Consider the following 13,242-nt stretch of genomic DNA (forward strand, 5'->3'; position numbering starts at 1 on the left):
ATTTGTATTATCTAGTTACGTTGCTTGTTATAGGCTAATTTATTTCAGTATTCATAAAACATCATCATCATGCATATATACATACTTTAACGAATGATAAACAAGCATGTTGTAGAAGCTTGTCATACTCGATTCGACATTTTACTTAAGGGATACCGCTTCATAAGCAGCAAGTACTTCTTTTTGTTCCTTTTTTAACAAAGCAGTTACTAGCATTTCTAAATTACTATTTGGGTAAACCTTTTCTTGATCATTTTCACACACAAATGTTACATATTCATTTAATACGCTCCAAATTCTGAAGAGTAAATAGTTATTTGTCAAGAGAATAAGTTCTTTCATAAATTCATACCTTGTTACTGAATTATTATTCAGTTTAGCAGCCAATAATTTTAGTTCTCTCTCTTGATCACCTTTTAAAATTAATTGCAATGCATTATGCTCTAGTAGAGAATTCATTTCGATAATATCACCAACGGCCTTAGAATCCTCTAAAATAAACGTTCCTAGCAGTTCAATTAGTGAGTGCTCGCGAAAATCTTTGAGAAAAGTACCTTCTCCCCTCCGCGTTTCAATCATCCCTAACAGCTCAAGGGCACGTAGAGCTTCCCTTACGGAAGATCTACCTACCTTAAGCTTTTCTGCAAATTCTCTTTCTGAAGGGATCTTATCTCCATATGAAAGCTGTTTTTCAGCGATGTAAGCTCTAATATGACGAAGGATCTCAATATATACTTTCGATTGTGTGGTTGTCAAAGACGAATCACTCACTTTTACTCAATAATAGCTAACTGCCTTGTCTTTTCAGCAATTTCCTCGGGATCTACTTTGATTCTCGCCACACCAGTTTCCATTGCAGCTTTTGCCACTGCAGAAGCTACAGCTGGTGCAACACGAGGATCAAATGGAGCAGGAATAACATATTCTGAGCTTAATTCTCGTTCTGAAACAAGTGATGCAATTGCCTCAACTGCTGCAATTTTCATTTTTTCATTAATATGTGTAGCTCTAACATCTAATGCACCTCGAAAAATACCAGGGAATGCAAGAACATTATTTACTTGGTTTGGAAAATCTGAACGACCAGTTCCAATAACTTTCGCACCCGCTTCTTTTGCATCTTCAGGCATAATTTCCGGATTTGGATTTGCCATTGCAAAAATGATTGGATCTTGATTCATTGTCTGAACCATCTCTTTTGTTAAGGCACCTTCAACAGATACGCCAATAAACACGTCAGCCTCTCTGATGACATCTGCTAAAGATCCTTCCAGCTGGTCACGATTTGTAAATTTTGCTACTTGTGATTTTACTTCATTCATACCATATGGACGATTTTCAAAAATAGCACCTTTTGAATCACACATAATAATATCTCTAACACCATATGTATATAACAATTTAATAATCGCGATGCCTGCTGCACCTGCACCATTAGCCACTACACGAATATTAGACATATTTTTACCTACTAATTTCAATGCATTTACTAATCCCGCAACTGTAACAATTGCCGTACCATGTTGATCATCATGAAATATCGGTATATTTGTTTCTTTTTTCAAACGCTCTTCAATGACAAAGCAATTTGGTGCAGCAATATCCTCTAGGTTTACGCCACCAAATGTTGGTTCAAGTAGTTTCACTGTCTTAATAATTTCTTCAACATCTGTTGTACCTAAGCAAATTGGAAATGCATCCACACCTGCAAAGCTTTTAAATAGAACAGCTTTTCCTTCCATTACTGGCAAAGCAGCTTCTGGTCCAATATTACCTAGCCCTAGAACTGCAGTACCATCTGAAACGACAGCTACCATATTACCTTTCATCGTATAATCATATACTTTGTTTTTATCATCATAAATATCTTTACAAGGTTCTGCTACTCCAGGTGAATAGGCTAAACTTAGATCATACGCATTTTTTACAGGTATTTTTGCTTTTGACTCCAGCTTCCCTTTGTTAACTCTGTGAATATGTAACGCTTCTTCTCTCAGTGTCATGAAAATATCCCCCTTGAAAGTTACCACATAGAAGTGGTCTGACCACCTTTAATTATGAATAAATGATAACATATTTCATGTTTTTGTAAAGTAGGTCATGATTATATTATTAGTATAACATGCTAAGTAAATTAGCATGTCATAATCTACATTATTTACTTCTTAGTACAACATTTTCTTTCCCTAATAATTTTATTAATTCATTCAGACAAGTTTCAGTTGAAGAAACAAAATATTCTTTTGGAAGCTGAACCGTTCTTCTTTCAACTTCATAATAAAGAAACACAGGTGTATTTCCATGAAATTGTTTTAATTTTCCCTTCACTTCTAAAAGCCTGTGCTGTTCCATTGTTGCTTTATCAATTTTAATAAATAATTTAGGTACAACCTTATGACTATTTATATCATCCGGCAAAACGATATGTTGAATAACAAACTGCTTTTTACCTTGGCGCAGTTCCACTTTCCCTTCAAATAAGAATACTTTTCCAACTGACATCAATTCGCTGTTTTTTGTATATATTTGCGGAAACATAACAGCATCAATCTCACCGGTTTCATCCCCAAGTACTAAAAATGCCATTACTTCACCTTTTTTCGTGCGGATCGTTCGTATATTTACGATCATAGCACCAAGAGAAATCCTCTTTTCCATATTTGAGGCCAGATCTGAGATATATTCAGCACCAGAAAATTGAAATTTACTACGGTGCAGCTCAACTGGATGATTAGAAAAATAAAAACCTATTGATTCTTTTTCATATTTTAGTTTTTCTTCTATTTTTAGCGGTTCTACTTCAATGTATTTTGGCTTTAACGAAAATTCTTCATCTACAAATAAATCAAATTGACTGTCATCTGCAGGTGTTAACAGCTCAGCGTGCTCAATTGCAACATCTAAGCTAGCAAGTAATGTTGCTCGATCAACATTAAATTCATCCATCGCCCCAGAAAAAATCAGTTGCTCTAATGTGCGGCGATTTACAACTTTCATTGATACCCTTATACAAAAATCAAATAAATCGGTATATTTTTTTTTCTTCCGAGCATGGAAAATTTCCTTTACAGCTGATAACCCAACTTGCTTAATACCCGCTAAACTATAACGAATCCCACCATTCTCTACAATAAATGGATAGGAGCTGCTGTTGACTGACGGTGGCAAAATATGAATTCCCATCTGCTTTGCTTCGCGAATATACTGTGATACCTTTTCGTCATTTCCATTTACACTCGTTAATAATGCTGTCATAAAATAGAGGGGGTAATTTGCTTTTAAATATGCCAGTTGATAGGCAATCATACTATAAGCAACAGCATGACTTCGATTAAAACCATAATTAGCGAATTTTACAATTAAGTCATAAATATTATTCGCCACGTGTTTATCATATCCTTTGACTTTACAGCCTTCTACAAAATGATGCCGTTCTTTATCAAGCACTTCTTTCTTTTTCTTCCCTACTGCTCTTCTTAATAAATCGGCCTCACCTAATGTAAATCCAGCAATTTTTGATGCTATTTCCATTATTTGTTCTTGATACACAATGACTCCGTATGTTGAATGTAAAATAGGCTCAAGATCAGGATGTAAGTAGTTTACAGGGCTTCTGTTATGCTTTCTATCAATATAGAGTGGGATATTTTCCATTGGACCTGGACGGTACAATGCATTTACAGCGACGATATCTTCAAATGAATTTGGTTTAAGTCGTTTTAGAACACTTCGCATTCCCTCAGATTCCAATTGAAATACGCCGGTTGTATCACCATTTGAAAGCAATGCGAATGTTTTCTCATCTTGAATTGAGATTTCCGCAAAATCTACTACATATCCTTCTTCACGCTGAATTAATTTAGTAATATTATCAATAATTGTTAAATTTCTAAGTCCTAAAAAGTCCATTTTTAGAAGGCCCAAATCTTCTAAATAATCCATTGAAAACTGCGTTAAAAAAACATCTTGTTGTCCTTCTTGAATTGGAACAATATTTGTTAACGGCTGGTCGCTCAGTACAACTCCTGCAGCGTGTGTTGAAGCATGCCGTGGAAGTCCTTCAATTTTCATTGCAGTCTCCACTATTTTTTTATATAAGCTATTTTCATCAATTGCTTTTTTTAGTGCCGGAGAATCATGAATCGCGTCCTTTAACATAATGCCAGGACGCACTGGTATTTGTTTTGAAAGGATGTCTGTTTCCTTAGGCGAGGCTCCCATCACTCGTCCGACATCACGGATTGCCGCTTTAGCTGCCAATGTACCAAATGTGATAATTTGGGCAACATGTATTTTCCCATATTTGTTTGCAACATAATTAATCACATCGTCACGTTTTGAATCTGGAAAATCTATATCAATATCAGGCATAGTGATCCGTTCAGGATTTAAAAAGCGTTCAAAAAGAAGGCGATGCTTAATTGGATCAACATCCGTAATCTTTAATACATATGAAACAAGAGAACCAGCTGCTGAACCGCGTCCTGGACCAGTAAGAATACCATTTTCATGTGCATACTTCATAAAATCCCATACGATCAAAAAATAATCGCTGAAATTCATCCTTGTAATGACACTTAATTCATATGCAAGTCTATCTTTATAGATCTCATCAGGTTCCTTAAAACGTTCATATAGCCCACGCAAGCAGAGATGCTCTAAATACTCATTAGCACTTTCTTGATTTGGTGTGGGAAACTTAGGCAGATGGGTAACTCCAAGTTCTAGATCAACTTGACATCGCTCAGCAATAAGTAATGTATTTTCAAGGGCGTCTGGGTATTGATCGAATAAAGATACCATTTCCATCGGTGATTTCAAGTAATTTTCTTTCGGAGTATGTAAATCAATATGGTCATCAGAAAGCTTATCACCGTTTTTGATGGCTTGTAAGCACTGATAGGCAAAAAAGTCTTCTTTCTCTAAATATGCAACATTATTTGTTGCAACAACGGGTATTTTTAATTCTTCACCCAATAAGAGCATTTCATTTATAAGGTGTCCGTCCTGTTTAGTCAGATCATTTTGAATGCCATAATAAAAAGAATTCCTTCCAAAAATAGACTCATATTTCTTTGAGAGTTCAATCGCTTTTAATCGATTTCCATCTAGTAAACTCTTCTCGATAAGCCCATCTTGTCCAGTCGTTATTGCAATAAGACCCTTACTGTAGCTCCTTAACCATCTTTCAGGTATCCCCTCAGGTGATTTAGTTTGAATCGCACTACTAATCTTTAATAAGTTTTGATAGCCACAATTATTTTCAGCTAATAAAACAATGGGAGAAGCTAATCCGTCACCATCATCATCAATAACATTGATCGTCAATCCAATAATCGGTTTTATATCATATTTTCTGCATAATTTAAAAAAAGCAACTGTGCCATACATGACCTGAAAATCTGTTAATGCTAATGCTTTAAATTGGAGTGATTTTGCTTTACTTACAAGCTTATCAAGCTTTGCCGCGCTTGATAATAAACTGTAAGCACTTTTTACTTGAAGGTGAACAAAAGGCAAATAAAGTCCCCCCTTTCTTTTGAATGTGCAAGCTCCTTGGACTATCTCTAACATACAAGGTTGATCTTTTAACTGTTCATTTATTTGAGACTAGGCATATAGCTATACAAACACGACTCATTTACGTACATTTTTTCATTTATTAAAACTACGCACATGTAATCTCGAGATTATTTATATCCTTCATTATATTCCTAGAGTTTTATCGAGACAAATAATAAAAAATCGATTCTTTTCTTTTTCCGATTAAAACAAAACATACTTAAAAAAGGTCGTCCATATACATAATATCAGGAGGTTGATGCAGATGAACAACGAAGCCTTTATACCGGCTTTTATTCATAGCTTTTTTATTGCTTTAGGTGTGCTTTTGGGTGGTACACTTATCGGTGCAATCGGTGCTTTTTTAGCTGGTGAGCCGCCATTAACAAAAATGTTTGAATTTGCAAACAGCTTAAAGATATGGGCACTTGTCGCTGCAATTGGCGGCACTTTTGATGCCTTTTATAGCTTTGAACGCGGAATTATCCAGGGGGAAACAAGAGACATTGTCAAACAAGTGTTATTAATCATATCGGCCATGGGTGGAGCACAAACTGGATGGCTCCTTATTACGTGGTTAACACAGGAGCATATTCAATGAGAGTTCCACAACATTATAAACAACCAACATGGCAGCGTTTCTTTGCTGGCGCTGCAATAGGAGCAGTGATCAGCTGGTGTGTTTTTCTGTTTATTTTTGGTGTGATTCAAGAAGAGCAAAGTACGATTATTGACGAACAAAAAAGGGATATAGAGGAGTTAAAAAATAGCATTAAAATTTACCAAGAAGAATATTCAAAATTAAATAAAGAAGCACAACAAAAAGTCACAGTTCAAAATATCGAGGTTCATATTGTAAACGGTAAAAAGTATCTTCCAAAACAATTCATGATAACGAATATCGAAGATGATGTGAAGAAGAATTTATCAGATTTAATTGCGAAAGATATGGAGAGCGTATACGACAATCATTTTCTTATTGAGAGAATAATTGAAAACAAGATTTACAAGAATGATGGGAAGGAATATAAGCTTGAAATGATAAAATTCATGTTATATACAACCATTTATATAGAAGTAGAAATCTCATTTTCAAAATGAACTTTCTTACAAATTTATATACAAATTAAAAATGTAGGATATTTCCTTTTAAACATTAATAAGTATTAAAGATATACATTTTTCTTTCCACCTGCACACTTTTAGGAATATTCATTTCAACCATGACGGAGGTGATTAAATTGTATATATTAAACCCTAAAAAACTTGCTCAAGAAAAGGTAGAAATTATAAAAAAAGGGTTTTCAGCCTATGTTGAATCTCCTGAGATTGCAAATTTAATAAAAAAGGAAATTAAAATTTTAAAACTTAACGTACTTGAAGATGCAACAGATATTGGATTTTGGTTCATACCAATCAGAGATAAGTAAACATTAACATAAATACCACATCATATTTCCCCACTAACACTTTCCTTAATAAAATTAGGTTCGGAACATTCCAGGATTCCGAACCACTACATATCGGTTTTCATTCAATTACATGTTCTGACAAAGCTCATCTAAATCTTTTAGCACTCTCTCTGCTTCTTCCCAACTATATACTGATGCCCCTGAAGCTAATGGATGTCCTCCGCCATTATATTTTCTGGCTAATCCATTTATAATGATTTCTCTTGATCTTAATCTAACTCTGATTTGATCTGACTCTTCAACGAAAAATACCCATGCTTTTACACCTTCTATATCGCCTAGAATGCCGACTAGTTGCGATGCTTCTGAGGGTGTAACGTCGTACTCAGTTAATATTTCCTTAGAAATCTTCATTGATGCAGCTCCAGAGGATGTCAGTGAAAAGTTTTGCAATACATAACCACTTAATGTCGCTACATTTCGTTTGGTTTTATATAGTTCATCATAAAGAGGAGTAATCTGTATTCCTTCAGAAATTAATGCACTCGCATAATGAAATGTCTTTTCTGTCGTACTTGGAAATAAGAAGCGACCTGTATCACCAACAATACCTGCATATAATAACTGTGCAGCTTTTTTAGAAAGGACTAACCCATCCTCTTTACCTTCTAAATATAATTCGTAAATCAACTCACTCGTTGCAGCTGCAGTCGTATCGACCCATAGAATGTCACCATACTTATCTTCATTTGGATGATGATCAATTTTTATTAACTTTTTACCATTTTTAAAGCGTTGATCGCTTACTCGAGCCTGATTTGCCGTATCACATACAATAACAAGTGCATCTTGATAAAGATTATCTTCAACAAGATCCATTTTATAAAGAAATTCCAAAGATGGATCTGTTTCGCCTACGACATAGATTTTTTTATCTGGATAAGAAGCTTTTAATATTTCCGCTAATCCACATTGTGAGCCATAGGCATCCGGATCTGGACGAACATGGCGATGAATAATAATGGTGTCATTCTGACGTATTTCATCTATAATTTGTTGTTTCATATGTATCTCCTTTTATAATCTTTATTAATAATTATTAAATCATATAAAATAGGATTTAAAAAGAAAGAATACCTTATAAATGAAAAGAATACATTTTTTAACTGGACATGTTAAAATATAGTGAGCCTTCATGTAGTGTTTTTTTCTCCAACTGAATTTATTTACCATATCACGCTAGGACTTTAAAGGGCTGTTCTTCGTAGTGGATCTAAACGGGAAAGGTATCACACCATGCTTATGAATCATGAGGCTTAAGGTGGTTGTCTTCTTTAACCATTTGGGGCTTATCCCTATTTATCTAATTTATGACTGACTTAAAGTGGAGGTATTATACATATGCCAGTATTGGTTGTCATCATCGTTATTTCTTTGGCCTTTTATGTTTATTATAAGACCAAAGTATATAGAGCTAAAAACCAACTATTAAAACATTGGATATCAGCTAAATCAAGCATGGCACTAGGGGTATTTGTCGCATTCTTTGGACTTAATCAATTATTCCTCTATCGATCCAGCATATCGTTAATAGTGGGAATTCTATTTCTCCTTGTTGGACTTGGCAGCTGCTGGGCTGGATACCGGGCATATAAGCATTATTTGCCACTCGTAATGAAAGAATTTCAACAACAAAAATAAGAAGCGGCTTCTGATTGCCGCTTCTTATTTTTTATATTATGAAGAATAAAAATAATAGGTGCCAGACTCTGTGCTTTTAGGACACTATTCTATCTTTCAATCAGTTGAACCATCATCATTGCTTTACCTACAACTAGCCCGTCACTATATGCTTCAATATCTATTTTTCCAAACTTTCTCCCAACCTCAAGTATTTTCGGGTGGATTTCAAGCATTGTTTCCATTTGAACGGGCTTCATAAAGTAGATCGTAATATTCTCTACAACAATATCACCCTTTTTTTGTGCCCGTAAATAACGATTTGCAGCTTCTGTGACGAGTGTGGTAAATACTCCATAAGAAATTGTACCAAGGTGGTTAGTCATTTGCGGACTTACTTCACATCGAAAAATGCTGCTCGATTTTGAGTCATCATCGATTGTCACAAATTGATTTGTCACAATGTCATCAAGCTTTTCACCGATTTGCGGTTGTCTTTGAATCATTTGCAGCGCTTTTAATACATCCTGACGACTAATCATGCCTTGAAGGCGATTTTGCTGATCAACAACAGGCAAAACTTCAATACCTTCCCAAACCATCATTTGTGCAGCCGAAGCAACAGATGTTTTTCCAATAACCGTTATCGGACTTTTCGTCATTACCTTTTCAATTAAAGTTGAATGATCATGCCCCATTATGTCTTTTGATGTGACAATTCCTTGTACCTTAATATTTTGGTCAATAACTGGAAAACGACCATGTCCTGTTTCGTAATTATGTTGATACCACGTTGATACTGTATCAGATGTATATAAACATATCGTTTTATCTAATGGTGTTAAAATATCCTCTACTTGGACAATCTCTTTTTTAATTAATTGATCATAGATTGCACGGTTAATCATTGTTCCGACAGTAAATGTATCATAGCTAGTTGAAATAATCGGTAACTCAAGCTCATCTGCTAATTTTTTCACACTCTCGTCTGTATCAAAACCACCTGTAATTAAGACCGCTGCCCCAGCTTCCAAAGCAAATTGATGTGCATTTGTCCTGTTACCAACGATTAATAAATTACCTGCACCTGTATAGCGCATCATTGCATCAAGTTCCATTGCACCGATCACAAACTTATTTAATGTTTTATGCAACCCTGCTTTTCCGCCTAAGACATGTCCATCTACAATGTTAACAACCTCTGCATATGTTAATTTTTCAATATTTTCTTTTTTCTTTGTTTCAATTCTAATTGTTCCAACACGTTCAATTGTACTGACATAACCTTTATTCTCTGCTTCTTTAATCGCTCGATATGCAGTCCCTTCACTAACATTAATTTCTTTTGCAATTTGCCGAACAGAAATTTTTTCACCGACAGCAAGTGAATTTATATATTGTAAAATTTGCTCGTGCTTCGTAGCCAAGCTGCATCACCCTTTTTATAAAGTACCAATTATAAATAAACCATTTTAGTATGTTTATCCACTTTTATTATAAGGGTGGTACATATTTATATCAACGAACTGTTTGTCCTGCTCTAGATAGATTTATACTGGCTCTTAAAAAATACCTGACAAATAGATTGTAAGATCTTGCTTATTTTAGTCAAATTGAAATGATGAATATTAGTTACCTCTTCTTTTTATATATTGCCGTTTATTTTTCAAATTGTTCTTATATATTTGTATTTGTTTTGCCTGAACTTGCTTCTTAGGTCTATATAGGTAATGGGCAAAATTTCCGCCGATAACAAAAATCGCTAAGCAAAGCCAACTCATTGCAAAGACTGTTTGTAATTGGTCTCCAGATAATGTTATTTGCCTCAATCCTAAATAAAGCATCCCTAAAGCGATCAATGCATACATTAAATTTTTCATTCAATCATCCTTTCAAAATAGGTTTTGTTTATTTTATGCATGTACAATAAAAAAAAGAAGTGAATGACAGTTAACTGCTATCACTCACTTCTTTAAAAATTAAGGCTGTTTTCGTAAACTTTGTTGCTATTTACCAAGTTGTGCGGTGTGGTTTATTGCAGCGAGAGGATGCTCGCTTTTTAGCGGTGCGGCGGTGAGCCTCCTCGGCGTATACACCTGTCCCGCTACACCCAAAGGAGTCTCGCAATCTGCTCCAATCAACTTTAAATAGTTTTCGTTTTAAAAGCTACATTTTAGAAAAGAGCCAAAATTAAAGTTCTAACGATTCTCCAATTTTCAATGGAATACCGACTCCATTTGGCAACATCTTTGTAAATTCATTTGGGTTTTGTTTTATTGCAGGAAATGTATTGTAGTGGATTGGTACTACCTTTTTGGCTTTTAGCCAGTCTGCAGCATCTACTGCATCTTCTGGACCCATTGTTAAGTTATCTCCAATTGGTAAAAATGCTACATCGATTGAATTTCGTTCACCAATCATTTTCATATCTGAAAATAAAGCAGTATCTCCAGCATGATAAATCGTATTCCCTTCAGAAGTTAATAAGACACCTGAAGGCATTCCAGTATAAATAACCGTTCCGTCCTTTTCTTCATAACTTGAGCCATGAAAAGCCTGTGTCAATTTAACTGTACCAAAATCAAATTGATATGCCCCACCTATGTTCATTGGATGAATAGTAATATTATTTTTACCTATGTAGACCGCTAACTCATACGGAGCAATGACTAATGCATTATTTTTCTTAGCAATTTCCACTGTGTCACCGACATGATCATTATGACCATGTGTTAAAATAATCACATCTACTTCAAGATCTTTTACATTTAAATCAGTTAATTCATTTCCATTTATAAACGGATCAATGATAATTTTTTTATTCTGTGTAGATATTTGCACAACTGAATGCCCATGATATGAAACTTGCATTTTGTTCACCTGCTCCCTCCCAATTTTTTCTTATAGAAGCTATAGCTTCTCCTTCAAATCTTACCCTAATTGGTTACAATTTTAAACACTAAAATGGTCTGATCAAAGATTTGACAGACCATAATAAACAAGTTTGTTCCCTTTTATTTACCATTTAATATACTGCGCGGGTCCGAATATGTTAAACCATGTGCTTGTGCAACTGCTTCATATGTTACAAATCCATCTAATGTATTAATTCCTTTTAATAATGCTTCGTTTTCTAAGCACGCTTTTTTATAACCTTTTGTTGCAATCTGAACAGCATATGGAACTGTTACATTTGTAAGAGCAATGGTGGATGTCCGTGGAACTGCTCCAGGCATATTTGCAACAGCATAGTGTACGACACCATGCTTCACATACGTTGGATTATCATGTGTTGTAATTTTATCTGTCGTAGCAAAAATTCCACCTTGGTCTATAGCAATATCAACAATGACCGAACCATCTGACATCGATTGTACGACATCTTCTGTTACAAGTTTAGGTGCTTTTGCACCTGGAATTAATACTGCTCCGATAACTAAATCTGATTGACGAACAACATCAGCAATATTAAGCGGATTCGACATTAATGTCGTAATTTCACGATTAAAAATATCATCCAGATGTCTTAATCGATCAGGATTTACATCTAATATCGTCACATCGGCACCGAGTCCAATCGCAATTTTGGCCGCATTTGTACCTGCAACTCCTCCGCCAATGATGGTGACTTTCCCCCGCTGAGTTCCTGGTACTCCTGCTAACAAAATCCCTTTTCCACCCTTTGGTTTCTCTAAAAACTGCGCACCAATTTGAGAAGCCATTCTACCAGCAACTTCACTCATTGGTGTGAGTAGCGGCAAAGAGCCATTTGGGAGTTGAACAGTTTCATAAGCTATGGCAATCACTTTATGTTCTATTAAAGCAGCTGTTAATTCCGGCTCAGGTGCTAGATGCAAATAAGTAAATAATAATAAGCCCTCACGAAAATATTGATATTCTTCTTTAATAGGCTCTTTTACTTTCATCACCATATCCATTGACCATGCTTGTTGGGCTGAATCAACAATTTTTGCTCCTGCTTCTACATACTGTTCATCTGTAAAACCTGAACCAGCACCTGCATTTTTTTCGATAAATACTTCATGACCTGATTTTACAAGATGAAAAGCCCCTGCTGGAGTCATTGCCACACGATTTTCATTATTCTTAATCTCTGTAGGAATGCCAATTTTCACGAATAGTCCTCCTTTTATCATCATTTCCATCGAACGTCCTTTAACAGTATGGCCGTAATTTATCATATGATAACTCCATAACGCAGAACTTCGAAAACAAAAATATTCTAACATAATACTTACTAACATTATTATCCAACTTAATATGACCAATAATCAAGTTTTATCCACATCTATTTTTCATTTAAACTTATATGCCATACATTTGAGAATAGAAAAAGCTGACCTTTTCAAAGTCAGCCTTTATTTTGCTTAGTCTTTCTTAAATTGTAAATGCTCCTGAAGGAAGTTTTGTTCATATTGCAGTTCAACAACACCACTTTCATATGCATCTGTAATTTGCTGCATCGTTTCTAGTTCACCAAGATGATCATAATAATAAGTCTGTCTCGTCACTCTTTTCTCTTCCAAAACTATTCAACTCCTTATTTTTCAATTACTCGCGATTAGTG

Annotated in this window: 13 protein-coding genes; 4 read left to right on the forward strand and 9 right to left on the reverse strand. The window is 35.0% G+C overall.

Annotation, left to right across the window (positions count from 1 at the left end; genetic code table 11):
* Positions 1–141: 141 nt before the first annotated feature.
* The 3 genes from GMB29_RS20900 to dnaE form a co-directional block, all read right to left on the reverse strand.
* Positions 142–756 (reverse strand): FadR/GntR family transcriptional regulator, encoded by a 615-nt coding sequence (locus GMB29_RS20900; RefSeq protein ID WP_168733783.1) that lies wholly within the window; start codon positions 754–756, stop codon positions 142–144.
* Between the two features lie 17 nt (positions 757–773).
* Positions 774–2,003 (reverse strand): NADP-dependent malic enzyme, encoded by a 1,230-nt coding sequence (locus GMB29_RS20905; RefSeq protein ID WP_136352023.1) that lies wholly within the window; start codon positions 2,001–2,003, stop codon positions 774–776.
* 151 nt (positions 2,004–2,154) lie between these two features.
* Entirely contained in the window at positions 2,155–5,520 is a 3,366-nt protein-coding gene (dnaE, locus tag GMB29_RS20910) for a DNA polymerase III subunit alpha (RefSeq protein WP_136352024.1), read from the reverse strand.
* Positions 5,521–5,827: 307 nt separating this feature from the next.
* On the opposite strand from dnaE, the gene GMB29_RS20915 reads away from it, so the two are divergent.
* The 3 genes from GMB29_RS20915 to GMB29_RS20925 all read left to right on the forward strand — a co-directional run bounded on the left by GMB29_RS20915 (position 5,828) and on the right by GMB29_RS20925 (position 6,992).
* Entirely contained in the window at positions 5,828–6,163 is a 336-nt protein-coding gene (locus GMB29_RS20915; RefSeq protein ID WP_136352025.1) for a sporulation membrane protein YtrH, read from the forward strand.
* Positions 6,160–6,663, forward strand: a complete 504-nt coding sequence (gene ytrI, locus GMB29_RS20920; RefSeq protein WP_136352026.1) for a sporulation membrane protein YtrI — start codon at positions 6,160–6,162, stop codon at positions 6,661–6,663. The genes GMB29_RS20915 and ytrI overlap by 4 nt, the downstream gene beginning before the upstream one ends.
* 140 nt (positions 6,664–6,803) lie before the next feature.
* On the forward strand, positions 6,804–6,992 hold the full coding sequence (locus GMB29_RS20925) for a YtzJ family protein (protein ID WP_136352027.1): 189 nt from the start codon (positions 6,804–6,806) through the stop codon (positions 6,990–6,992).
* A gap of 108 nt (positions 6,993–7,100) precedes the next feature.
* Here GMB29_RS20925 and GMB29_RS20930 read toward each other — a convergent pair whose 3' ends face one another.
* Positions 7,101–8,039, reverse strand: a complete 939-nt coding sequence (locus tag GMB29_RS20930; RefSeq protein ID WP_136352028.1) for a DHH family phosphoesterase — start codon at positions 8,037–8,039, stop codon at positions 7,101–7,103.
* 336 nt (positions 8,040–8,375) lie between these two features.
* Between GMB29_RS20930 and GMB29_RS20935 the strand changes: the two genes are divergently transcribed.
* Complete coding sequence (locus GMB29_RS20935; RefSeq protein WP_136352029.1) at positions 8,376–8,675, forward strand: YtpI family protein; 300 nt, start codon at positions 8,376–8,378, stop codon at positions 8,673–8,675.
* Positions 8,676–8,764: 89 nt separating this feature from the next.
* On the opposite strand, the gene GMB29_RS20940 is transcribed toward GMB29_RS20935, so the two are convergent.
* From GMB29_RS20940 to GMB29_RS27120, 5 genes are all read right to left on the reverse strand, one after another.
* A complete protein-coding gene (locus tag GMB29_RS20940; protein WP_136352030.1) occupies positions 8,765–10,081 on the reverse strand; it encodes a CBS domain-containing protein in 1,317 nt (438 codons plus the stop codon).
* A 201-nt stretch (positions 10,082–10,282) separates the two neighbouring features.
* A complete protein-coding gene (locus tag GMB29_RS20945) occupies positions 10,283–10,534 on the reverse strand; it encodes a hypothetical protein (RefSeq protein ID WP_136352031.1) in 252 nt (83 codons plus the stop codon).
* 310 nt (positions 10,535–10,844) lie between these two features.
* Positions 10,845–11,525, reverse strand: a complete 681-nt coding sequence (locus GMB29_RS20950) for a metal-dependent hydrolase (RefSeq protein ID WP_136352179.1) — start codon at positions 11,523–11,525, stop codon at positions 10,845–10,847.
* A 143-nt stretch (positions 11,526–11,668) separates the two neighbouring features.
* Positions 11,669–12,790, reverse strand: a complete 1,122-nt coding sequence (gene ald / locus GMB29_RS20955) for an alanine dehydrogenase (protein WP_136352180.1) — start codon at positions 12,788–12,790, stop codon at positions 11,669–11,671.
* A 252-nt stretch (positions 12,791–13,042) separates the two neighbouring features.
* Positions 13,043–13,201, reverse strand: a complete 159-nt coding sequence (locus tag GMB29_RS27120) for a hypothetical protein (protein ID WP_168733784.1) — start codon at positions 13,199–13,201, stop codon at positions 13,043–13,045.
* Between the last annotated feature and the right edge of the window lie 41 nt (positions 13,202–13,242).

Source organism: Metabacillus sediminilitoris, assembly GCF_009720625.1.
Lineage (GTDB): Bacteria > Bacillota > Bacilli > Bacillales > Bacillaceae > Metabacillus > Metabacillus sediminilitoris.